Source organism: Pseudomonas sp. A2 (genome assembly GCF_023100865.1).
Taxonomy (GTDB): domain Bacteria; phylum Pseudomonadota; class Gammaproteobacteria; order Pseudomonadales; family Pseudomonadaceae; genus Aquipseudomonas; species Aquipseudomonas asiatica.
Window position 1 is genome coordinate 2,941,340 of sequence record NZ_CP039127.1, and the last position, 23,957, is coordinate 2,965,296.

Consider the following 23,957-nt stretch of genomic DNA (forward strand, 5'->3'; position numbering starts at 1 on the left):
TTTGGATAGCGATCCTGCGATATGGGGACCCATCCGCGTCATTTATCATGTATTCGGTGCCTTTCGGCATTGCTCTGATCGCGCTGGGGCCGCTGGAGCTGCTGCCAGAAAAGTGGCCCAGGCTCAATTTTCTGGCGAATGCCCTGGCCAGCGGTTTCTTCTTTGTCAGCATCATGTTCGCTGGCGTGGCACTATCTTATGAAATGCCATTGGAGAGTGGCGGAAGAACAACGTTCTGCCTTGGCCTCTGGGCTTTACAGCTGTTTATTTTGCACAAGGCTCAGCCCTGGATAAAGCAGTCACCTTTTCGTCGACTTGGCGAGTATCGCATGGCGTACTCCCCTCCGGAGGCCAGCCAAAGAGCCGAGCGGGATTGACGTTGGTGCTGGGGGAATGAGCAGTAGCCCAAAAGTGGTGATCGGCCCGTGGTATCTGTCCAAGCTGTTCAAACGGGTTCCGTACAGGTCGATTTCTGATACCAAAGCGCGCGGAAAGGATTTGCCTCCATTCACTGAAGCGGGTTCATCAGCTCGGCACCTTGGTTACGCACATTCCCCACGGCGATACCCACCCGGTACCACTCGAAGGCTTCGGCCGGCTCACCCAGGTTGAGCACCAGTTGTTCTGCGCGCTCGCTCGGCATTGCTGCCGCGATCCACTCGTACGCCAGTTCTGGCGACAACACGACAGGCCGGCGGTCGTGAACGTCGACCATTCCGCCCTGAGCGTCGGCGGTAATGATGACGAACCCGTCGTGCTCTGTGCCGGTGAACTGGCCGATCGAGGCGCAAAGGGCAGGGCGCCCATCCTGGCGGCGGATGTAGTACGGCTGCTTCTTCGGCCCACCTTCATCAACCCATTCGTACCAGCCGTCGATTGGGGTGATGGCCCGGTGCGGCCAGATCGCCCGGAAGAATGGGCCATGCGCCACCTTCTCGACGCGGGCGTTGATCGGCGCAGCGCGATCGGTCGCCCAGTGCGGCCGCCATCCCCACTTCACCAGGTCCGCTCGTGGGCATGCATCATCCATCCGCAGTACTGCCACCGGCGTGGTCGGCGCGATGTTGTACCGGCCAAGCGGCTGGTCGCCGACGTTGTTCCGCCAGGCCTCTGGCAGGCTCAGGGTTTCAACGAAGTCATGTATGCCACGGTACTGGCTGAGCCTTCCGCACATACGCCCTCCTACCGAAACCTGAAGGATAGCCGTTGGCTGGTAGTAGTGCCGGCAGTCATACGGAGACGGCCAGGCACCCAGCATGCCACGATGCATGACCAACGGATTTCAGCACCTGCCCGCAACGGGGTCAGCCTGCCGTTGCGGGCGATGGCTGCAGGCTGCCTGCCTGCTCGGGAACCCTGACGAACACGCTGTATCTGCCACCTTCCATTTCTTCGAAGGCAATCAGTTTTTTCACCAGCGCACCGTTCAGTACCTTGCCGGCATTCAATAGCAGCATGCCATTGTCGGCATTTAGGTTGCGGGCCAGTATCATGCCCTCTGCCAGTTCGTGCGTGCTCAACACCTTGATCGCCGGGTCGGTCAAGGTAATGTCGCGCATGTACGCGGCACAGACATTGACGAAGTCTTCCACCAGATCTGGGTCATACAGCTTTCCAGCATGCTTGCGTATGTAGAGCAGTGCCTCATCGCTATTGAGCTGGCGATCCAGAACCAGTCCGCGCTGCAATTCGATGAAATCCACAGCCATTTTCAACCAGCGGGCGCCCAGTGGAATTGCCACTCCCTTCAGGTGATCCGGAAAACCGCTGCCATCCCAGGCCTCCTGGTGGTGAAGTATGAGTTGTGCAGCCTCTTTTATTGGCTCCAGGGTCATGACCAGCGCTTCGCTCTGTTTCGGGTACGACCGGTACAGTTCGCGCTCTTGTGAAGGTATGAGATCGGCGGGGCAGGTGAGCATGTTGTCGGTCCAGCTCATCTTGCCGATGTTGTAGAGGGCTGCAGCCATGGTCAGGTTGCGACAGGTACCTTCGTCCAGTCCATGGCTGGTGCAATACACCCGTATCAATTCTATGACTTGCCGGTTGGTCTGCTTGGCCTTGGGCAGACGCATGTTGCCCAACTGCGAAAAGAACTCGGTGGTGGTCACGTAACTGCGCTTGAGTTCTTCATAGGCAAGGTCAAGCATGTCGGCAGTTTGCTGCAGTTCGGCGGTGCGCGCCGCTACACGCTGTTCAAGGCTTTCGTTAAGCGCCTTGAGTTGCGTGATCTGAACCTGAGTCAGCTGTTCCAGGCGTTTTCGCTCGCTTTCCGAATGTTGGTGGGCCAATGCCTGGCGCAAGGTGACCAACAGCTCTTCATCATTCCAGGGTTTGCTGATGTAACGATAGATGTGCCCATCATTGATGGCTTTTGCGATGGTGTCCGTGTCAGCGTACCCCGTAAGCAGAATGCGCAACGTGTCGGGAAAACGCTCATGTACGTGGGCCAACAGTGTTGCCCCGTCCATGTTTGGCATGCGCGCATCACTCATCACCAGATTGATCGGGCGTTGTTGGAGCAGTTGCAGGGCGTCGGCACCGCTTTCGGCAAGGAGGAGTTCGTAGGGTTGGTTGCGAAGTAGACGACGAAGGCTGCTGAGAATCGAGGGCTCGTCGTCAACCAGAAGTATCACCGGCTTGTCTGCTGCGCCATCGGTAACGGGTAGCTCCATGGGTCCCTCCCTGCCGGTCTCGGCCAGACTACTCCCTGGCCACAGCCTAGATGATATTTGCCCCCGCCGTTAGCTTTTGTCTGTTGGCCTCACTATGCTCGGAGGCAGGTGCATCTCGCCAGGGAGGGTTGTGCTGTGCCGACTTGTCTGCAGGTTCGCATCGTTGCCTCGATACTTGTGGTTTTGCCGGCATGGGGGCTGGCACAGAGCATTGGTGGGCCGCTCACGCCATTGCCGGCGGTGCCTGAGCTTGACCCTGCCCGGGTGGAACTGGGGCGCAAACTGTTCAATGACTCGCGTTTGTCCCTCGATAACAGCCAGTCCTGTGCTGATTGCCATCGCCTGGATCGTGGTGGCGCAGACGGGCAGGCGCGCTCGCCTGGTGCAGATGGCAAACCCTTGCCAGTTCACACACCCAGCGTCTTCAACGCCAGCCTGAACTTCCTGCAGTTCTGGGATGGGCGCGCGCAATCGTTTGACGGCCTGGTGCACCTGGCAACCGGTAATACGGACGGCAAAGAAGATGGCTGGGCTACCGTGGTTCAACGAATTGCTGACGATCCGGCTTACCAGACGGGGTTTGCCGAAGCCTATGGCAAGCCGGTGACCACCATTGATGTCAAAGATGCCCTGGTTACGTACCAGCGCACGCTGCTCACACCCGATTCACGCTTCGATCGCTATCTGAAAGGAGATACCAGCAGCCTCAGCCTGGAAGAGAAGCATGGCTATCAGCGCTTCCAGGAATACGGCTGTATAGCCTGCCACCAGGGTGTGAATATCGGCGGCAACATGCTGCAGAAGTTCGGTGTTTTCGATGATTATTTCACCAACCGTGGCAGTGTTACCGTGGCAGATCAGGGGCTCTACAACGTGACAGGTGATCCGGACGATATCCACCTGTTCAAAGTTCCAAGCCTGCGAAACGTGGAGGTGACTGCCCCTTACTTTCATGACGGTTCGGCGCCCACCTTGGAAGCAGCCGTCGATGCCATGTTTCATTATCAGTTGGGACGTACGCCGAGCGACGATGATAAAGCGCTGATCATCAAGTTTCTCCAGACCCTCACCGGCCAATGGGAGGGTAAACCGCTATGAGGTTGAACGCTCGCCGCAGTCTGCTGCTGTTGGCTGCGTGCGCCATGTCGCTGGCTTCCGTGCTGGTCTACCTGTACTGGATGTCCAGGTCCGATGAGAGTGGCAACTACGCCCAGGCGCGCGATCTGATTCGCCAGATCAAGCAGTACGATGCACAGTGGGAGGGGGCAGTGCTCAAGGCGCGCACCACCACCAATTACAACTACGACCCGCTGGTGCTGCCGTTGATTGAAATGAAGCGCCTATGGCGGGAGTTCGGCACGCTGGAAGGGCGTCATCAAAAAACAGAAATGCTCGCTTGGCAAAAGGCTTTTCGCGATTACCAACAGGCCTTTGACGACAAGGTCCTGCTGGTCTCGCGCTTCAAGACGCACAATGCGATCCTGCGAAATTCCTTGGCTTTTCTCCCGGCTGCGGCCGATGTGATACAGGTGCACCTTCGTCAATTGGTTGATGCCGATACAGTGCGTTTGCGCAGAATCACCAGCGATACCTACGACCTGATGCTGAGCAGCCTTGAGTTTGCCCATGCCACAACAGATGAAAAAGCTGCCGACATCCTTGTCGGACTGAACAATCTTTCGGTCAACAAGGAGCGCTTGCCTGTCAATTTTCAGGTGCCCATCGATACCATCAGCAAACACATTGAGTTGATTCTTCGTGAGCAACCCAAGGTCGATCAACTACTTGAAGCGATCGAGGCGGTTCCGATCGCCGAGAGTCTGGACGCCATTGCGCTGATGCTGGACCGCGACGAGCAAGCAGCAGCGCTGATGGCTCAGCGATACCATTTCTACCTGTTGGTGTTTTCCACCCTGCTGGTATTGCTATTGCTGTACATGGGGATGTGGCTGATGCGTAGCTACGCCGAAATAAACCGTGTAAACCGAGCGCTGGTGAGTGCCAACGACGAATTGGAACAGCGGGTCGAACGGCGTACCCAGGCACTTACCCAAGCCAGCGCAGCACTGCAGCGCGAGGTGGATGAACGCCGGTTGCTCGAGAACCAGTTGGTCCAGTCCGAAAAGCTCGCCTCGCTCGGTCAACTGGCAGCCGGCGTAGCCCATGAAGTCAACAACCCGATTGGGTTTGTCTCTTCCAACCTCGGTACACTGGACGACTATTTCGGCCGTTTGCAGGACATGCTGAAGGCATATGCTGACGCGGAAAATACCCTGGTTCCGAACGCGCTCGGCGCGGAGCTGGCGAAGTTGCGCACGGAAATCGAGCTGGATTACTTGTTGGAGGATATTCCGGCGCTGATCCGCGAATCCAAGGACGGTATCAGCCGCGTTGCGCGGATCGTCAAGGACCTCAAGGACTTTTCGCGAGTAGAGACCAGCCATGACTGGCAAGTGTCAGACTTGCATCAAGGCATAGAGTCAACGCTGAACATTGTTGCCAGCGAACTCAGGCACAAGGCGGACCTTGTCAAGGATTACAGCCCATTGCCGCTGGTCGAATGCCTGCCTTCACAGATCAATCAGGTAATCATGAATCTGCTGGTCAATGCCACCCAGGCGATGGGGGCCGAGCGTGGCAGAGTTACCCTGCGAACCGGTGCCAGTGACAAGTGGGTATGGATCGAAGTCGCAGACAATGGTTGTGGCATTCCTGGCGAAAGCCTGCAAAAGATCTTCGATCCGTTCTACACGACGAAGCCCATCGGCCAGGGCACCGGGCTGGGATTGTCACTTTCGTACGGAATCATCAAGCGTCATGGTGGCGAAATCCGCGTAGACAGCGAGGTGGGCGTCGGTACGACATTCAGGGTCGAACTGCCCATCCATCAGGCCCGGTCGGCCTGAGAGCACCAGGGAAGTGGAATGCAAATTGCTGCGACCCTGGGGCATCGATCATGCGGAGTACGCAGAAATGACTCAGAATGACCGCTACTACATGATCTTCGTTGTGGTTGCTGTGCTGGTCCTGGATCTGGCAGCGACATTTGTGTTTCTCAAGGCCATCGCCTGACCCCCATTTGTGGGCCTGGTTGTACCCGAAATCGGGGTCATCTGCAGAGTGACTACCCGGTTTTGGGACAAATTTTTGTCCGCCCCCTGTCTGGTTCATGGCCACATGGCGCTGCACGTCCTTTGAGTCGACCGCCAGCTGAACTCTTGCCCGCAAGATCACCAGCGGCGTACCTCTGCCTGAACATCCCACCTTTGTGCGGTCCAACGTAAGCAAGGCTTGGTTTCGCCTGGCCGGAGGTACGCACATGAAACGCAAGACTGTATGGGTCGTAGTGTTGTCAGGGTTGCTGCTGCTCGGTGGTTGCTGGCCATATTGTCACCACGGTGGGCATCACGGCGGCGGCCATCACCGGCATTTCAACGACGGCTACCATGGTGGTCAGGACTACCGCCGCTATTGATGCCTTCCGCTTGCGGCCACGCCTGTGCGAACACACTGCAAGGCAGCGCATGCTCGCCCAGGCTGGCTTGCCTGCAACTTGCCCGCTGATCCATGAACGAAGTTTAACTTCGCGGATAAAGCCCGCCCTGGAGCCGATATAGCAAACAAGCATATTGCCCGGCTAAAATTGAGCAGTAACATGGTCAAACCAAAACAAAAAAGGGGCATGCAGTTCGGCAACACTTCCCAAGTTACTCGATGGGGTGGCAGGAGCGTGTCGCGTGAAAAGTTCAAGATCGGTAGCAGGTGCAATACTGATGTCCACCTTCACCACACTGTTCATGACAGGCTGTGCGCATGACCGCGATGTGCGTCAAGGCCATGGGTATGCAGCCGGGGCCACGGAAAGAAGTACGCCGGCGTACCTGGGGTGCGTCAAAAGCGAGCTTCAAGGGAATGTGAAAACCTACCAGGTCGATGGCGATAACTCGGTCAGGCTGTTTGTCGATAGCACCGACCCCGACACGGCGGGTGGCCTGGTCGAGGTGCGGGGCACGGGAGCCCGGCGCGAGTTCGCGGCCTATCAACGTGATGCCTGGTACGACCATGGCAGGCTTCTGGACGCCGCGCTGATGTGTTCAAAAGCATGATCATCTGACCCTTGATGCAAAAGGCCCGCCCTCGAGAGCGGGCTTTTTGCATTTGCCGACCCCAGCCGCAATAATCCGCTCATTTGAACGGAGAACACCAAGTTGGAAACAAGAAGCGTTGTTGCTGAGATGTTCATTGGGATGCCCACGCATTTCTGGGTGTTGCCCGTTGCCGGCCTGATCGCCTGGTTCGGCCTTAAATGGGCCGAACAGTCCGATAGCCACGCTAGCATGCTGCGGGCCGTGACCTACCTGCTGCTCATTGCGTTGGCGGTGTTGCCCAACGGTTTTTATGCGCTGTTTCCCCCTTCGCCCGACATGCCCGAACTGTTGTTGAATCGTGAGCCGCTGCCCAACTACGAAGGGCGCTTCTACCTGGATGCGTTCTACGTGTTCAGTGGGTGGGCACTGAGCAAGGTGGCCAAGCTCAAGTTCAATTAGAGCAAATACTGAACAAGCCGCTCGATGAGTAATACATGCCGGTATCTCGTCTCGGGGCGGCTCGGTTTCCAAGTCGTTCGCCGCGATTTTCTCATCTCCATTGCCGGCGAGTTTACATGCCCATGTTCAATTGGATGGGTCGGCAGTGGAGTGTCATCCAATCGCATCTATCAAAATGGGTAAGTTACTCTCCATTCGTATTAATCCAAACAAGATTCTACTTTCGATCAAGAAATCAATTGCGACTGGCGTTCTCGTCAAAGTTGGGAGGGCTCGCAAGTTATTTGTAAAAAACCGGCTGGCGTTTTATGAGCGGCGTGCTATTTCTGGAGATATGAGCGCGACCGCTCAGTCGTGCTGTAGACAAAAGGACTGTCAGGTATGTCGATTCAGGCCAAGGTATCTCCCCTCGCTCAAAGTGTTACTTCTGCCGCCCCCATCGCAATCCCCGACAACGGAATCCTGACTCTTACCCAGAGCAGCAACATTGTTCTGGACATTGCTCCGGAAGGTGTGTCGGGCTACACGAAGAGCGGTGCCGATCTGATCGTACAGCTGAAGACTGGCGAAAGCCTGCGCATTGCCAACTTCTATGTCGAGGGGCAGCCTGCAAGCCAGTTGTACCTGGTAGACCGGGACAAGCTGCTGGCCGTCGACTTGCCGCCGGTCGCTGCCGATGGGCCGCTGGTGGCAGGTTATGTACCCCAGGAAACGCCGGCCGGGTTCGAGTCGCTCACTGGCGCCGACAGCACCATTGGCGGGCTCAGCCCCGGTGCTGCACTTCTGGCTGGCGCTGCGATCATTGGTGGCGGCGTCGCGATCGCCAACAGCAATGGCGGTGGTGGCGGTGGTGGTGGCGGTGACAGCAGTGTGCCGCCCGATACCTCGGCCCCGGCGCCGGCCAGCGGGTTGCAAATTGCCCCGGATGGCAGCAGCATCAGCGGCACGGCCGAGCCGGGCGCCACCGTGGGTATCGACAGCAATGGCGATGGACAAACCGACGTCAGCGTGGTCGTCGGCCCCGACGGCAAATTCCAGATTCCGCTGAATCCGCCACTGACCAACGGCGAAACGGTTTCCGTGGTGGTGACCGATCCGTCCGGCAATAGCAGCCCGCCCGCTACCGTGCAGGCCCCTGACTTCCCCGATGCGCCGCACATCAACCCGAGCAACGGCTCCAGCCTCAGCGGTACCGCCGAGCCGGGCAGCACCGTGCTGCTTACCGACGGCAACGGCAACCCCATCGGCCAGACTATCGCCGACGGCAACGGCAACTGGTCGTACACACCCGATAGCCCACTGCCCGATGGCACGGTGGTCAAAGCGGTGGTCGTGGATGCAGCCGGTAACAGCGGCCCGCCCGCCAGCACCATTATTGATGGTGTGGCGCCAGCGGCACCCGTGATCAATCCGAGCAACGGTACCGAGCTTAGCGGTACCGCCGAGCCGAACAGCGCCGTGACCATCACCGATGGCAGCGGTAACCCGATCGGCCAGGTGACTGCCGATGGCAACGGCAACTGGAGCTACACCCCGGCGACACCGCTGCCAGACGGTACCGTGGTCAACGCCACCGCGACCGATGCGGCCGGTAATACCAGCGGGCAGGGCAGCACCACCGTGGATAGCGTGGCGCCGGGCGCGCCCACCATCAACCTGAGCGACGGTAGCAGCCTCAGCGGTACAGCCGAGCCAGGCAGTACCGTGGTCCTCACCGACGGCAACGGCAACCCAATCGGCCACGCTACAGCCGATGGCAATGGCAACTGGTCATATCCCACGGATACCCAACTGCCTGATGGAACAGTGGTCAATGCGGTGGTCACGGATGCCGCCGGCAACAGCAGCCCGCCCGCCAGCACCGTGATCGATGGCGTGGCACCTTCGGCACCCACGATCAATCCGAGCAACGGCACCGTGATCAACGGTACTGCCGAGCCGAACAGCACCGTGACCCTCACCGACGGCAGCGGTAATCCGATCGGCCAGGTAGTAGCCGATGGCAGTGGCAACTGGACCTATGTCCCGACCACGCCGCTGGCAAACGGGACTGTGGTCAACGTGGTGGCGCGGGACGCAGCCGGCAACACCAGTGCTCCATCGACCACCACAGTGGATTCGGTAGCCCCGGCGGCTCCAGTGGTCGAGCCCAGCAACGGCACCGTAATCAGCGGCACCGCCGAACCGGGCAGTACCATCACCCTGACCGATGGCAGCGGCAACCCCATCGGCCAAACCACCGCCGACGGCAGCGGCAACTGGAGCTACAGCCCTGGTGCGCCGCTGGCCGACGGTACCGTGGTCAACGCCACGGCGACTGACCCGGCCGGCAATACCAGCGGGCAGGGCAGCACCACCGTAGACGGCGTGGCGCCGGGTACGCCCACCATCAATCTCAGCAACGGCAGCAGCCTCAGCGGTACCGCCGAGCCGAACAGCACCGTGACCCTCACCGACGGCAGCGGTAACCCGATTGGTGAAGCCACTGCCGACGGCAGCGGCAACTGGACGTTCACCCCAGCCACACCACTGCCCAATGGCACCGTGGTCAATGCGACGGCGAGCGACCCGGCTGGCAACACCAGCCCGGCAGCGACGGTCACGGTCGACTCCAGCGCGCCGGCTGCACCGGTAATCGATCCTAGTAACGGGACGACCATCAGCGGTACTGCCGAAGCGGGTGCTACCGTCACACTCACCAATGGCAGTGGCAACCCGATCGGCCAGGTCACCGCTGACGGCAGCGGCAACTGGAGCTTCACCCCCGGCTCGCCGCTGGCCAACGGCACCGTAATCATCGCCACGGCAACCGACCCGACCGGCAACACCGGTCCGCAGGCCTCCACCACAGTGGATTCGGTAGCCCCGGCGGCGCCATTGGTCGAACCGAGCAACGGCACCGTAATCAGCGGCACCGCCGAACCTGGCAGTACCATCACCCTGACCGACGGCGGCGGCAACCCCATCGGCCAAACCACCGCCGACGGCAGCGGCAACTGGAGCTACAGCCCTGGTACGCCGCTGGCCGACGGTACCGTGGTCAACGCCACGGCTACCGACCCGGCCGGCAATACCAGCGGGCAGGGCAGCACCACCGTAGACGGCATGGCGCCGGGTACGCCCACCATCAATCTCAGCAACGGCAGCAGCCTCAGCGGTACCGCCGAGCCGAACAGCACCGTGACCCTCACCGACGGCAGCGGTAACCCGATTGGTGAAGCCACTGCCGACGGCAGCGGCAACTGGACGTTCACCCCAGCCACACCACTGCCCAATGGCACCGTGGTCAATGCGACGGCGAGCGACCCGGCTGGCAACACCAGCCCGGCAGCGACGGTCACCGTCGATTCCAGCGCGCCGGCTGCACCGGTAATCAATCCCACCAACGGCGCGACCATCAGTGGTACCGCTGAAGCGGGCGCCACCGTCACCCTGACTGATGGCAGCGGCAACCCGATCGGCCAGGTCACCGCCGACGGCAGCGGCAACTGGAGTTTCACCCCCGGCTCGCCGCTGGCCAACGGCACCGTAATCATCGCCACGGCAACCGACCCGACCGGCAACACCGGTCCGCAGGCTTCCACCACAGTGGATTCGGTAGCCCCGGCCGCGCCATTGGTCGAGCCGAGCAACGGCAGCGAAATCAGCGGCACCGCCGAACCGGGCAGTACCATCACCCTGACCGATGGCAGCGGTAACCCGATTGGGCAGACCACCGCCGACGGCAGCGGCAACTGGAGCTTCACCCCTGGTACGCCGCTGGCCAACGGCACAGTGGTCAACGCCACGGCTACCGACCCGGCCGGCAATACCAGCGGGCAGGGCAGCACCACCGTAGACGGCGTGGCGCCGGGTACGCCCACCATCAATCTCAGCAACGGCAGCAGCCTCAGCGGTACCGCCGAGCCGAACAGCACCGTGACCCTCACCGACGGCAGCGGTAACCCGATTGGTGAAGCCACTGCCGACGGCAGCGGCAACTGGACGTTCACCCCAGCCACACCACTGCCCAATGGCACCGTGGTCAATGCGACGGCGAGCGACCCGGCTGGCAACACCAGCCCGGCAGCGACGGTCACCGTCGACTCCAGCGCGCCGGCTGCACCGGTAATCGATCCTAGTAACGGGACGACCATCAGCGGTACTGCCGAAGCGGGTGCTACCGTCACACTCACCAATGGCAGTGGCAACCCGATCGGCCAGGTCACCGCTGACGGCAGCGGCAACTGGAGCTTCACCCCCGGCTCGCCGCTGGCCAACGGCACCGTAATCATCGCCACGGCAACCGACCCGACCGGCAACACCGGTCCGCAGGCCTCCACCACAGTGGATTCGGTAGCCCCGGCCGCGCCATTGGTCGAGCCCAGCAACGGCAGCGAAATCAGCGGCACCGCCGAGCCGGGCAGTACCATCACCCTGACCGATGGCAGCGGCAACCCCATCGGCCAAACCACCGCCGACGGCAGCGGCAACTGGAGCTTCACCCCTGGTACGCCGCTGGCCAACGGCACAGTGGTCAACGCCACGGCTACCGACCCGGCTGGGAACACCGGCCCACAGGGCACCACCACCGTGGATTCGATCGCACCTGCCGCGCCGGTGGTCAATCCTAGCAACGGCACCGTGATCAACGGTACTGCCGAGCCGAACAGCACCGTGACCCTCACCGACGGCAACGGTAATCCCATTGGCGAGGCCACCGCTGACGGCAGCGGTAACTGGACGTTCATACCCAGCACGCAACTGCCCAACGGCACCGTGGTCAACGCTACGGCGACTGATGCCGCCGGTAATACTGGTGCCCCTGGTAGCACTACCGTGGACTCGTCGCTGCCGTCGATTCCGCAGGTGGATCCGAGCAACGGCTCGGTGATCAGCGGTACCGCGGATGCGGGTAATACCATTACCCTCACCGACGGCAACGGCAACCCGATCGGCCAGGTCACCGCCGACGGTAGCGGCAACTGGTCGTTCACGCCCGGTATACCGCTGCCGGATGGCACTGTGGTCAACGCTGTGGCACGCAACCCCGGTGGGACCGATAGTGCGCCAGCGGTCATTACCGTGGACGGCGTTGCGCCGGCCGCACCGGTGGTCGAACCGAGCAACGGCGCGGAAATCAGCGGTACCGCCGAAGCCGGGGCCAAGGTGATCCTCACCGACGGCAGCGGCAACCCGATCGGCGAGACTACCGCCGATGGCAGCGGTAACTGGTCGTTCACACCTGGCATACCGCTGGCCAACGGCACGGTGATCAACGCCGTGGCCCAGGACCCGGCCGGCAATACCAGCGGACCGGCCAGCGTCACTGTTGACGCAATCGCCCCGGCTGCACCGATCATCAACCCGAGCAACGGGGTGGTGATCAGTGGTACCGCCGAAATAGGGGCCAAGGTGATTCTCACCGACGGTAGCGGCAACCCGATTGGCGAGACGACGGCCGACGGCAGTGGCAACTGGGCCTTCACGCCTACAGTTCCGCTGGCGAACGGCACGGTGATCAATGCCGTGGCCCAGGACCCGTCCGGCAATACCAGCGGGCCGACCAGCGCCACCGTTGATGCCATCGCCCCGGCCGCACCGATCATCAACCCGAGCAACGGGGTAGTGATCACTGGTACCGCTGAAGCCGGGGCCAAGGTGGTCCTCACCGACGGCAGCGGCAACCCGATCGGCCAGACGACCGCCGACGGCAGCGGTAACTGGACTTTCACACCTGCGACTCCGCTTGCCAACGGCACGGTGATCAATGCCGTGGCTCAGGACGCCGCCGGCAACACCAGCACCCCACAGGTCAGCACCACGGTTGATGCCGTAGCCCCAGGCCAGCCGACGATCGAGCCGAGCAATGGCACCGAGATCAGTGGTACCGCCGAAGCCGGAGCCAAGGTGATCCTCACCGACGGCAACGGCAACCCGATCGGCGAGACGACCGCCGACGGCAGTGGCAACTGGACCTTTACGCCTGCGACCCCGCTGGCCAACGGCACAGTGGTCAACGCCGTGGCCCAGGACCCGGCCGGCAATGCCAGCGGGCCGAGCAGCGTCACCGTTGACGCTATCGCCCCGGGCGCGCCGACCATCGAGCCGAGCAATGGTGTGGTCCTCACGGGTACCGCTGAGCCCGGCGCCACCGTCATCCTCACCGATGGTGGCGGCAACCCGATCGGCCAGACGACCGCCGACGGCAGTGGCGACTGGAGCTTCACCCCGGCCACGCCGCTGGCCAATGGCACGGTGGTCAACGCGGTGGCCGAGGACGCCGCCGGTAACACCAGCGGTCCGGCCAGTACCACGGTCGACACGGTGGCACCGTCGGCGCCGCTGCTGAGCATCAGTGCCGATGGTGCGCTGCTGACTGGTACCGCCGAGCCGAACAGCCAGGTACGCCTCGTGATCGACGGCGATACCGCCAACCCGATCACGGTAAATGTCGACGGTAGTGGCAACTTCAGCCTGCCGTTCGCGCCACCGCTTATCACTGGCGAGTTGATCAGCGGGGTCACCGCTGACGCTGCCGGCAACCTCAGCGGCCCGGCGACGATCAATGCGCCGGACCTGGCGCCGCCGACGATCAGCGTGCCGGAGGCAGCCGATACCTGGATCAATGCTGCCGAGATCAGCGACGGCATCCAGGTCGACGTGACGATCCGCCCGACCATGCAGGTCGGCCAGGTGATCACGGTCGCCTTCGCCGGGCAGAACGGCTACGAGACGCAGGCAACGCACACCATCACCGCCGGCGATATCCTGGCCGGCAGCGTCACCGTGACCATTCCCCCGGGCAGCGGCATGGGGCCATTCCCGGAGGGCGCCTCCACCGTCACCGCAGACATCAATGGCGGTACTGCCTCGACCCCGGTGCCGTTCACTGTCGACACCATCCCGCCTTCGACCCCGGTGTTGTCGCTGGTGGGCAGCATCCTGACCATCTCCGCCGATCCGGGAACCGAACTGACGGTCGAAGTGGACATCGGCGGCGTCACCGCCACCGCCACGGTGACTGCCGACAACAGCGGGCTGGCTTCGCTGAACCTGCTCACCGACCTGGACATTGACCTTACCCTGGACCAGTTGCTCAATGCCCAGGTCTCGGTGACCGGCGAGGATCCGGCCGGCAACCCGAGCAATGTGGCGACCATTGGCGTTGGCGGCAGCATCGAGCAGCCAGTGACCATCGGCAACTTAGGCGTCGATGTCAGCCTCAACCCGCTGAACCCGCGGTTCGGTTTCAGCGGCACCACCGAGCCGGACTCCAGCGTGGTGATCCGTGTCATCACCCCGGCGCTGAACGTCGAGCTGCTGCCGATTCAGGCGGACAGCTCTGGCAACTTCTCGCTGAACCTGTTGAGCCCGACCGTCCTCACCCAGTTGGGGTTGAACATCACCGATATCCTCAACCTGGGCTCGCAGATCTCGTTCAACGTTGTCGCCACCGACACCAACGGCAATGACAGCTCGGCCTACGGCATCACCCTTGCCCCTAACGGGCTGTCGCTGAATATCGGCCAGATCGACGTCAACGGCACCTCGGGGGACGATGTCATGTCCGGGGCGGACGGCAGTTCGGAGCACATCAATGGAGGCGATGGCAGCGACCTGATCTTCAACGTGGGGACCGGCGATCAGGTAGTGGCAGGCGATGGCAACGACGCCATCCAGATCACCTCGACCGACTTCACCAGCATCGACGGCGGTGCAGGCTTCGACACCCTGATCCTGGCCAACGGCATCGACCTCGACTACAACGCCGTCGGCGTCGGTACGCTCTCCAACATCGAGCGCATCGACCTCGGCAAGGGCGACTCGGGAAGCGTGCTGACATTGACTGCGGCGGAGGTCGACGCCATCACCGATGGCAACAACATCCTGCAGATCACTGGCGAGAGCAACGACACCCTCAACGTGGTGGGTGCCGTGAACACAGGAACCACCCAGCAGGTCAACGGCATTACCTACGACGTCTATAACTTTGGCAGCAGTACCCTGCTGATCGAGGACAACACGGTACAGGTCGTGGTCTGATGCGCGGCCTGTCCGTGCTCAAGGGAAGGCGCCGTGGCGCGGGAGCCCTTTGGCTCCTGTGCTTCGGGCTGCCGCTGTCCGCGCCGGCCATCCCTCTCGACCAAGCGGTGCGGGCGGGGTTGGCGATCCACCCGCAGGTGCGTTCGGCGATGGCCGAAGCGGACCGTGCGGGTACCGAGGTAGAGATCGCCAAGGGTGGTTACTACCCCTCCGTCACCGTGTCCGGGGGGCCGCAGGAGTTCGACGTTGGCGAGGTCGTCTACGACGTCACCGTATCGCAGATGCTGTATGACTGGGGAAGGGTGACGAGCAAGGTCGACAGCGCCAGCGCCACCCGGCGCAAACTGTCCGAGGCGGTGCTGGTGGCGCGCGACGATGCTGCGCTGGACATCGTCGAGACCTACCTCGATGTGCTTGCCTCGGAGCGCCGGGTGGAGACGGTGCGCCAGCACATCCAGCGCCTCGACGGCATCCGTGAGATGACCCAGGCGCGCGGCAGCGATGGATACGCCGACCGCAGCGAACTGGACCGCGCCAACCTCGAACTGTCACGTGCCCAGGAACAGCTGTCGCTGGAGAAGGGCAACCTGCAGGACGCGCGCAACCAGTACGCGATCCTGGTTGGCCAGGACCCCTCCGAACTGGTGGAGCCAGAGCCGATGTCGCTGCAGCGCTACCTGGCTGCCAGCGACGTGGCGCGGGTGATCCGTGAGTCGCCGTTGCAGCGCAAGGCGCTGGAGGACGCCAATGTCGCCGAGGCGCAAGTCCGCGAGGCCAAGGCTTCGTTGCTGCCGCAGTTGAATCTGGAGGCCTCCGCGTTGCGCCGGGAGATCGGCGGTCGTCCGGAAAGCGACTCGGTGATGTCGCTGCGCTTTCGCATGGATACCTTCCAGGGGCTTTCCAACTTCCGTCGGCCGACTGCTGCGCAACAGCGTCTGGAGTCGGCGCAATGGACGGCCGATGCGATGCAGCGTGACATCCGCCGGCAGTTGCAGACGCTGTTCGACAACGGTGACACGCTACGGTGGCGGGAACAGTCCCTGAGCCAGCAGGTGACGGAGTCGGAGCAGGTTGGTGAGCTGTACCGCGAGCAATTCGAGGTCGGCCGGCGCGACGTGATCGACTTGCTCAACGTGCAGCGCGAACGCTTCGAGGCCGAGCGGCAGTTGATCAATCTGCACATAGAGCGCAAGCGTATCGAGTATCGAGCGGCCGCGCAGGTCGGGCTGTTGGGGGCATTACTGGAGAATCGGTTGAATCATGGAAGTTGAACAATCCCCGGACAATGTCGTGACCCTGAACCACGACGACCCGCTGCGCCAGGGCCTGCTGCTGCTGTGCCGGCAACTGGGCCGGCCGCTGGGCGACGCCGAGCTGGTCGACGGCCTGGCGCTGGAGCACGGACGCCTGCCGCTGCGCCTGGTCGCCCGCGCCCTGCGCCGCGCCGACATCACTGCCAGGGTCGCGGAGCTGCCGTTGCGGCAGATGGACGCCTATCTGCTGCCGGCCCTGCTGTTGCTCGACGATGGCCGCAGCCTGCTGCTGGTTGGCATCGAGGGTGAGCAGTACGAGGTGCTGGTGCCGCAGAGCGACGGCGGCCGTGAGTGCCTGGGGCTGCCCGCTCTGGAGGCGCTTTACAGCGGCACGGCGGTGTTCGCCAAGTGCCGCTACCGCCACGATGGGCGGGTGGGCGACTACGCCAGCGGCCTGCCGGAGCACTGGTTCTTCGGGCCGCTAAAGCGGCTTTGGCGCTCTTATGCGGAAGTCACGGCGGCGGCCCTGGTGGCCAACGTCCTGGCCGTCGCCTCGGCGCTGTTCGCCATGCAGGTTTACGACCGAGTGGTGCCCAACGCAGCCTTCGATACCCTATGGATACTCGCCAGCGGCGTGGCCCTGGCGATCATCGTCGACGGGGTATTGCGGATCCTTCGCGGGCACCTGCTGAACGTTCTCGGCAAGCGCCTGGACCTGCAGTTGTCGAGCCTGCTGTTCGCGCGCGTGCTGAGCACCCGGATTGCCGCCAAACCGGCGTCGATGGGCGCATTCAGCACCCAGGTGCGTGAGTTCGAGTCGGTCCGAGAGTTCTTCACTTCGTCCAGCGCCGCACTGATCAGCGACCTGCCGTTCGTGGCGATCTTCCTGTTGATCATTGCCGTGATCGGCGGCCATGTGGTCTGGGTGCCGCTGGTGGCCTGTGTGCTGATGCTGCTGCCAGGGCTGCTGACCCAGCGCCTGCTGGGGCACCTGTCGCGGCAGAACCTGCGCGAGGGGGCGCTGAAGAACAGCGTGCTGCTGGAAGTCTTCGAACACCTGGAGACGGTCAAGGCCGCGCGTGCCGAAGGCCGCTGCCAACAGCAGTGGGAGACGCTCACCGGGGAACTGGCCGGTACTGCAATGAAGACCCATGCATTGGCCTCGACCCTCAGCTATTCGGCGAGTATCGTTCAGCAGCTGTGCTATGTCGGGGTGGTGGTGTTCGGCGTCTACCGGATAAGCGACGGCGCGATGACCGTCGGTGCCCTGGTGGCCTGTTCGATCCTGGCCTCGCGGGCCATCGCACCACTGTCCCAGGCTGCCGCCATCCTTGGCCGCTGGCAACATACCAAGGTGGCGCTGGAGGGGCTCGACCAGCTGATGTCCGCCGAGCAGGAGCGGCCCGCCGGCAAGCGCTTCGTGCACCGCGACCGGCTCCACGGGCATTACCGCCTGGAGGCGCTGCGCCTGGCCCATGGCGACAGCCCACCGGTGGTCGACGTGCAGGCGCTGAATATCCAGGCCGGCGAGCGGGTAGCGCTGCTCGGTGGCAACGGCGCCGGCAAGTCGACCCTGCTGCGGCTGCTCAGCGGCCTGCTCGAAGCGCAATCCGGCCGGCTGCTGCTGGACGACATCGCCCTGAGCCAGCTCGACCCGGCCGACCGCCAGCGCGGCATCGGCTACTTGCCGCAGGATGTGGCGCTGTTCCACGGCAGCCTGCGGGAAAACCTCAACCTGGCCAACGCCGCGCTGGGCGACGAGGAATTGCTGGAAGCCCTCGATGGCGTGGGGCTGGGCACTTTCGTGCGCGCCCACCCGTTGGGCCTGGACATGCCGATCCAGGGCAATGCCAGCCTCTCCGGCGGCCAGCGCCAGGCGGTGGGGTTGGCCCGCGTACTGTTGCAGGACCCGCCGATCCTGCTGCTTGACGAGCCGACCGCGGCCTTCGACCAGAACAGCGAGAAGCAGGTCATCGACTACCTGCAGAAATGGCTGGGCCGGCGCACCCTGATCATCACCACCCACAAGAAAAGCGTCTTGGCGCTGGTGGACCGTGCAGTGGTGCTGCGCAACGGCCAGGTGATCATGGACGGCCCGCTGAACCAGGTGGTGCTGGGCAACCAGGTACAGGCGCCGCAGGTCGCCGAAGGAGCCGGCCATGGCAGCTGAAAAAAGTTCTGTAGTGCTGCGCCGGCAACTGGCCGATCCCTTGCTGGCGACCACTCACCCGGTCTATCGCCCGCTGCTCTGGACCCTGCTCGGCAGCGTCTTGCTGTTCGTTGCCTGGGCTGCCTGGGCGGAGCTCGATGAAGTGACGCGCGGCGATGGGCGTGTGGTGCCGTTCAGCCGCATCCAGAAGATCCAGAGCCTGGAAGGGGGCATTCTCGACCGCCTGCTGGTGCAGGAGGGTGACCTGGTGGAGGTCGGCCAGCCGCTGCTGCGCCTGGACGAGACGCGCTTTCTCACCAATTTCCAGGAGTCGGCCAACCAGGCCGGCGTGCTGCGCGCGGCCATCGCCCGGCTTGACGCCGAGGTGTTGGGCAAGGCGGCCATCGAGTTCCCGCCGGACATCGACCCGCAAGGGCCGCTGGCGCGTTCCGAGCGCGAGCTGTTCAAGTCGCGGCGGGACAAGCTGCTCGAAGGCAGCCAGGCGATCCAGAGGCAGATCAGCCTGGCCCAGAGCCAGCTCGACCTGGTCCGCCCGCTGGTGGCCAAGCGTGCGGTGAGCCAGATGGAGGCGCTGCGCCTGAGCCAGGACATCGCTACCCTCAACGGCAAACTGACCGAGCTGAAGAGCAGCTACTTCCAGGATGCCTATACCGAACGCTCACAGCGCAAGGCCGACCTCAGTGCCCTGGAGCCGATCGTCCAGCAGCGCCAGGACCAGCTGCGCCGCACCGGGATCGTTTCGCCGGTGCGTGGGCGGGTGAACACCGTGCTGATCAACACCCGTGGCGGGGTGATCCAGCCCGGCGAAGCGATCATGGAAGTGATCCCGGTGGAGGACCGCCTGCTGGTAGAGGCCAGGATCAAGCCGCGCGACGTGGCCTTCCTGGTACCGGGCATGCCGGCCAAGGTGAAGATCACCGCCTACGATTTCAGCATCTATGGCGACCTCAAGGGCACCCTGGAGCAGATCAGCGCCGACACCATCGAGGAGGACACGCCCCACGGCAAGGAGTCGTACTACCAGGTGCTGATTCGCACTGACGGCAGCCAACTCAAGCGCGGCGAGGAGGTGCTGCCGATCATCCCCGGCATGGTTGCCGAGGTGGATATCCTCAGCGGCAAGCGCAGCGTGCTCAATTACTTGCTGCGCCCACTGATCAAGGCCCGTCTGTACTGAGTCGGAGCGTCAGGCCATCAGTACGGATGCCAGCAGCTTGATTGCCGAGGTGCGGTGATGGCCGGCACTGTAGGCCAGCACTATGTCGCGGCAGTATCTTGGTTCTTCGCTCAGAATCCGGGCGTTTGGCGATTGCTCCAGCAATGACGGCCATTGCGGTACCAAGGAAACGCCTTGCCCCAGCGATACCAGCAGGCTGATGGCTTCGAGCGCATCAAGGTCGCAAGCCACGCTTGGCGCGAGGCCCAGATCGTCCAGATAGCGCTGGGTTATCAGGCCGCCCCAGGAATCGACGGCATATCGGATATAGGGCCCGGTGGCCAGCATTGCCTGCGCTTCAGCCCGGGAGGCCGCGGCAGGTGCCAACAAGCACAGCGGTTCGCTGCGCAACGTGAGCGTTCTCAACGATTTTGCGGTCTTGAAGGGGGGCGCGACCAGGATTCCCGCATCCAGTTCCTGATTGATCAGCTTGTCATGAAGCAGTTTCGAGTCACCGGGCGTGATGGTGAGCTTGAGGTTGGGCGCGGAGGAAGACAAATGCTCCAGTGCTGCCGGTACAAGGCCGGTGAGGGCGGTTGATATGGCGCCAATGCGCAGTTCCCCGGTCAGCGTGTCGGCGTTGAGGTCGTTCCTCAGCTGATTGGCATGCTCCACGATGCAACGTATCCGTGGAATTAATGCCAGCAGCTGTTCTGTCGGCCTTATCGCGTGTGCCTCTCTATTGAAGAGAGTGCAGCCCAAGTGTTTCTCCAAATTTCGAATACGCAAACTTATTGCAGCGGCTGAAACATTTGCTTTCTTTGCTGCACCCGCAATGGAGCCGCATTCCACAACAGATATGAGGCTTTCCAGATTTTGAATGTCCATAAGTAATGCTTATGCTCAGGCCAAGTGTCAGTTGGTGTACATGAGTGCCGGGCGGTGTGAGGATAGTGGCTCCGTTCGAGGAGTACCATCATGTTGACACCCTTTCATGTTGCTTATCATGTCAGCGATCTGGATGTGGCAAGAAAATTCTATAAAGAAGTTCTTGGTTGCGTCGAGGGACGTAGCACTGAGACCTGGGTAGACTTCGAGTTCTTTGGTCACCAGATATCTCTGCATGTGGGCAAGCCCTTTGAAACCAGCCGCACTGGCAAGGTCGGCCCGCACCTTGTACTGATGCCCCATATCGGGGTGATATTGCCTCTGGATCGCTGGCAGGCCTTGGCTGAGCGCCTTGGAGTTCTGGGCGTGCAGTTCGAAATCCCGCCGGTCGTTCGTTTCGAGGGTGAGCCTGGCGAGCAGAGGACGATGTTTTTCCTGGATCCCAGTGGTAACCCGATCGAGATCAAGGGGTTCAAGAATTTGAGTGCAGTATTTGCTTCCTAGTATTTTATAAAAACAGAGATCAGTCCTGTGAGAATAAAAATAAATTTAATCACGCAAATTGCAATTGGTCTGGCTGTCGGTATATGCGTTGGCGTGTTGTTGAATCATTTTCCCGATTACAAGGGGTGGTGGATCGAACAAGTGCTACAGCCGGCGGGCGACGCGTTTATAAAACTGATGAAAATGATCATCGTGCCGCTGGTGTTTTCCTGCATGGTGGTAGGCATAGCCGGCTCTGGCAAACGCGCATTGGGGCGGGTGGGAACAAAAAGCCTTGTCTATTTCTTTGTTGTCACCGAGGTCGCAATCATTTTCGGTTTGTTGATCGGTAATGTGCTCCAGCCAGGCGCCGGTGCGGGCTTCGCCGTTTCATCGGCGAGTGAAGCAGTGCCACCGGTGCAAAATGGTTCGGCAGGGCTCGGCAAGGTACTGTTGGGCATCATTCCTGATAACGTAGTGGCCGCAATGGCAGAGGCGAAGCTGTTGTCGGTACTGTTCTTCGCAATCTTGTTCGGGGTGGCACTGTCTACGCTGGATGAACCCAGGAGGCAGCCTTTGGTTGCGGTGCTGCAGACGGTAGTGGATACCATGTTCAAGGTCACTCATATGGTCATGGCCTACTCACCGATCGGCATCTTTGCCCTGATCGCCGTCACCGTGTCCACCTTCGGGATTGACTCACTGCTGCCGTTGGCAAAACTGATTGCCATCACTTATGTGGCGGTACTGTTCTTTGCAATTGTCGTGCTGGGGCTTGTTGCCAGGGCTGTTGGAGAGAATATCTTCGAGATCATCAAGGCCTTCAAGGGTGAACTGATACTGGCGTTCAGCAGCGCGAGTTCTGCCACCGTCATGCCGCAATTGATGGCCAAGACCGAAGCAAGGGGTATACCGCGTACGATCACTTCGCTGGTGATCCCATTGGGTTATTCATTCAACCTGGATGGCGCGTCGCTGTTTGCGGGCCTGGGTACACTGTTTATCGCGCAGGCTTACAATATTGAGCTGGCCTTGGCAGACCAGGTCATGCTGGTATTCATCATGGTATTGACGTCCAAAGGCGCTGCCGGAGTGCCCGGGTTCATGTTCGTGATTCTCACTGCAACCCTGACGGCGGCAGGTTTGCCTTTGGAAGGCGTGGCCTTGATTGCAGGGGTATATCGATTGATGGACATGCCCGTTACGGCACTGAATGTGCTCGGCAATGCGCTGGCGCCGATCGTGATTGCAAAATGGGAAAGCCTTTCTGGCTCTCTACCGGCTGAATCGCGTGTTCATGGCGGTGATGTCGTGGTTATGGAGCAACCATCTCGATAAAAGAGGGGCAGGTTCGTTCAGCGAGGCGTCAGGAACGGGAATTGCAGTATCCCTGCAAACCTGCCGATTCGGGGATACGGCCATGCTTCCTGAAGATCTTTATTTCATGTTTCTCTTCGCCATTGGCGTGCTGGCCCTTGATGTGGCAGCCATCATGCTCTATCGGAGTGCCAAGCCTTGACCCGTGTTTGGGGACTTTCACCCTGAACCGGGTTTCGGTCTAAAGTGCAGGGACGTCTCTCGTGTAAGGAAACAGCTATGGCAAAGCGTCGATGGGCAGTTATCGCTACCTCGATCGCGCTGGCAGTGGGGCCGGCGCTCACTTATGCCGACCCGGGTAATGGTAAAGGGCAGGGCCACGGCAAGGACAAGGGCCAGCATGGTCAAGGTCACGGAGGCTCGTATGGTGGCCCGTCGATAAACCGTGGGGATGTGCTTGGCATTCTTGACGGGCACCGTGGCTACTGGAGTGCAGGGCCGGCGCTGCCCCCCGGCATTCAGAAGAACCTGGCCCGTGGCAAACCTCTACCGCCAGGTATCGCCAAGAAGCTGGATGGCAGGCTGCTGGGGCAACTCCCTCATTATGATGGCTATGAGTGGATGCAGGCGGGGGCGGACCTGATCCTGGTAGCAGTCGCTACGGGGATCATCTACGAGGTGTTGAACGGCGCACTGGATTGAAGCCTGGCGCTGGTGTCAGCCAGCGCCTTCATTCTTGTCATCCTTGCCGCTACTATTTTCCAGAACGTTAAGTACTGAGCCTTTGTCGTCCGTCACCAGCAGTTCGCTCGAGTGCGTGCCCTCTGTTTGTAGTTCGGCCAGTGGCATATCTGCATTACGAAAAATGCTGCGACCTTGTTCACCAACACTCAAGGTGATGAGTTTTCCATTCTGATAGAAGAAGTGCGTGCGGTCGGTGTTCTTTTGCATGGTGCGTGCTCCGAAGGCTATTGGCAGGGTTCACTTTCCCAGCCTTCACGCACCCAGGCTACTGGCAGAAATATCAGGTGGGCCTGTGCTGCGAGACTTTGGTTGATTGGTAAGCCAGTACAACCCCCGTTAGAATGCAGCGTATCCTTGATGGCTAATTGCAAATGTCTATGTTTCGTATCTTTCTCTTCGCCGTGCTGGTCACCGGTGTTGCCGGCTGCGCAACCCCTGGCAAACCCACTGCCAGCAAACTGACTCACAAATCGCCCCAGCAATACGCCGCCTGCGTACTACCCAAATGGCAAGCACTGGCGCCTCAAGCCACGCAGAAATCGATCGCCCACGGCTACCGGCTGACGGCACCCAGCCCCGTGGCATCCGATGATGTGCTGGACGTAGTCGATTCCCACGAGGGCAGCCGCGCGACCTTCTACAAGGGCAGCTTCCTGTCTGGCGACAAATTGCGCCAGGCAGCAAGGGAATGCCTGGACTGAC

At 61.5% G+C, this 23,957-nt stretch carries 18 protein-coding genes; 14 read left to right on the forward strand and 4 right to left on the reverse strand.

From position 1 onward, the window contains the following. Positions 1-47: 47 nt before the first annotated feature. Positions 48-377: a hypothetical protein gene (locus E5221_RS13725; protein WP_247847664.1), complete on the forward strand. Its 330-nt coding sequence runs from the start codon at positions 48-50 to the stop codon at positions 375-377. A 131-nt stretch (positions 378-508) separates the two neighbouring features. Here E5221_RS13725 and E5221_RS13730 read toward each other — a convergent pair whose 3' ends face one another. Both E5221_RS13730 and E5221_RS13735 read right to left on the reverse strand, forming a co-directional pair. Then, positions 509-1,174 carry an SOS response-associated peptidase family protein gene (locus tag E5221_RS13730; protein WP_247847665.1) on the reverse strand — a complete coding sequence of 222 codons (666 nt, stop codon included), beginning with the start codon at positions 1,172-1,174 and terminating at the stop codon, positions 509-511. Positions 1,175-1,304: 130 nt separating this feature from the next. Continuing rightward, on the reverse strand, positions 1,305-2,672 hold the full coding sequence (locus E5221_RS13735; protein WP_247847666.1) for an HD domain-containing phosphohydrolase: 1,368 nt from the start codon (positions 2,670-2,672) through the stop codon (positions 1,305-1,307). 171 nt (positions 2,673-2,843) lie between these two features. Here E5221_RS13735 and E5221_RS13740 point away from each other — a divergent pair, with 171 nt between their 5' ends. From E5221_RS13740 to E5221_RS13780, 9 genes are all read left to right on the forward strand, one after another. Beyond that, positions 2,844-3,770, forward strand: coding sequence for a cytochrome c peroxidase (locus E5221_RS13740; protein ID WP_182329347.1), 927 nt, complete (start codon positions 2,844-2,846; stop codon positions 3,768-3,770). Next, positions 3,767-5,578, forward strand: a complete 1,812-nt coding sequence (locus tag E5221_RS13745) for a DAHL domain-containing protein (protein WP_247847667.1) — start codon at positions 3,767-3,769, stop codon at positions 5,576-5,578. Before E5221_RS13740 ends, E5221_RS13745 begins: the two co-directional genes overlap by 4 nt. 413 nt (positions 5,579-5,991) lie before the next feature. Further along, positions 5,992-6,147: a hypothetical protein gene (locus E5221_RS13750; protein ID WP_247847668.1), complete on the forward strand. Its 156-nt coding sequence runs from the start codon at positions 5,992-5,994 to the stop codon at positions 6,145-6,147. Between the two features lie 298 nt (positions 6,148-6,445). Continuing rightward, positions 6,446-6,778 (forward strand): hypothetical protein, encoded by a 333-nt coding sequence (locus E5221_RS13755; protein ID WP_247847669.1) that lies wholly within the window; start codon positions 6,446-6,448, stop codon positions 6,776-6,778. A 129-nt stretch (positions 6,779-6,907) separates the two neighbouring features. Then, positions 6,908-7,219, forward strand: a complete 312-nt coding sequence (locus E5221_RS13760) for a hypothetical protein (protein ID WP_039614856.1) — start codon at positions 6,908-6,910, stop codon at positions 7,217-7,219. A 381-nt stretch (positions 7,220-7,600) separates the two neighbouring features. Next, entirely contained in the window at positions 7,601-15,244 is a 7,644-nt protein-coding gene (locus tag E5221_RS13765) for an Ig-like domain-containing protein (protein ID WP_247847670.1), read from the forward strand. After that, positions 15,244-16,515: a TolC family protein gene (locus tag E5221_RS13770; RefSeq protein ID WP_247847671.1), complete on the forward strand. Its 1,272-nt coding sequence runs from the start codon at positions 15,244-15,246 to the stop codon at positions 16,513-16,515. The genes E5221_RS13765 and E5221_RS13770 overlap by 1 nt, the downstream gene beginning before the upstream one ends. Next, positions 16,505-18,667: a type I secretion system permease/ATPase gene (locus tag E5221_RS13775; protein WP_247847672.1), complete on the forward strand. Its 2,163-nt coding sequence runs from the start codon at positions 16,505-16,507 to the stop codon at positions 18,665-18,667. Before E5221_RS13770 ends, E5221_RS13775 begins: the two co-directional genes overlap by 11 nt. Next, positions 18,657-19,844, forward strand: coding sequence for an HlyD family efflux transporter periplasmic adaptor subunit (locus E5221_RS13780; RefSeq protein ID WP_061302352.1), 1,188 nt, complete (start codon positions 18,657-18,659; stop codon positions 19,842-19,844). Before E5221_RS13775 ends, E5221_RS13780 begins: the two co-directional genes overlap by 11 nt. A gap of 9 nt (positions 19,845-19,853) precedes the next feature. On the opposite strand, the gene E5221_RS13785 is transcribed toward E5221_RS13780, so the two are convergent. Continuing rightward, positions 19,854-20,711 (reverse strand): LysR family transcriptional regulator, encoded by an 858-nt coding sequence (locus tag E5221_RS13785; protein ID WP_247847673.1) that lies wholly within the window; start codon positions 20,709-20,711, stop codon positions 19,854-19,856. A 90-nt stretch (positions 20,712-20,801) separates the two neighbouring features. Here E5221_RS13785 and E5221_RS13790 point away from each other — a divergent pair, with 90 nt between their 5' ends. From E5221_RS13790 to E5221_RS13800, 3 genes are all read left to right on the forward strand, one after another. Then, the gene (locus E5221_RS13790; protein ID WP_039613503.1) at positions 20,802-21,215 is read left to right on the forward strand and encodes a VOC family protein; all 414 of its coding nucleotides are present in this window, start codon (positions 20,802-20,804) and stop codon (positions 21,213-21,215) included. 27 nt (positions 21,216-21,242) lie between these two features. Then, positions 21,243-22,532 carry a cation:dicarboxylase symporter family transporter gene (locus E5221_RS13795; protein ID WP_247847674.1) on the forward strand — a complete coding sequence of 430 codons (1,290 nt, stop codon included), beginning with the start codon at positions 21,243-21,245 and terminating at the stop codon, positions 22,530-22,532. Positions 22,533-22,790: 258 nt separating this feature from the next. Then, on the forward strand, positions 22,791-23,213 hold the full coding sequence (locus E5221_RS13800) for an anti-virulence regulator CigR family protein (RefSeq protein WP_015270222.1): 423 nt from the start codon (positions 22,791-22,793) through the stop codon (positions 23,211-23,213). Between the two features lie 15 nt (positions 23,214-23,228). On the opposite strand, the gene E5221_RS13805 is transcribed toward E5221_RS13800, so the two are convergent. After that, a complete protein-coding gene (locus tag E5221_RS13805; RefSeq protein WP_247847675.1) occupies positions 23,229-23,462 on the reverse strand; it encodes a hypothetical protein in 234 nt (77 codons plus the stop codon). Positions 23,463-23,626: 164 nt separating this feature from the next. Between E5221_RS13805 and E5221_RS13810 the strand changes: the two genes are divergently transcribed. Further along, the gene (locus E5221_RS13810) at positions 23,627-23,956 is read left to right on the forward strand and encodes a hypothetical protein (protein ID WP_038409613.1); all 330 of its coding nucleotides are present in this window, start codon (positions 23,627-23,629) and stop codon (positions 23,954-23,956) included. The last annotated feature ends 1 nt before the right edge of the window (position 23,957 follow it).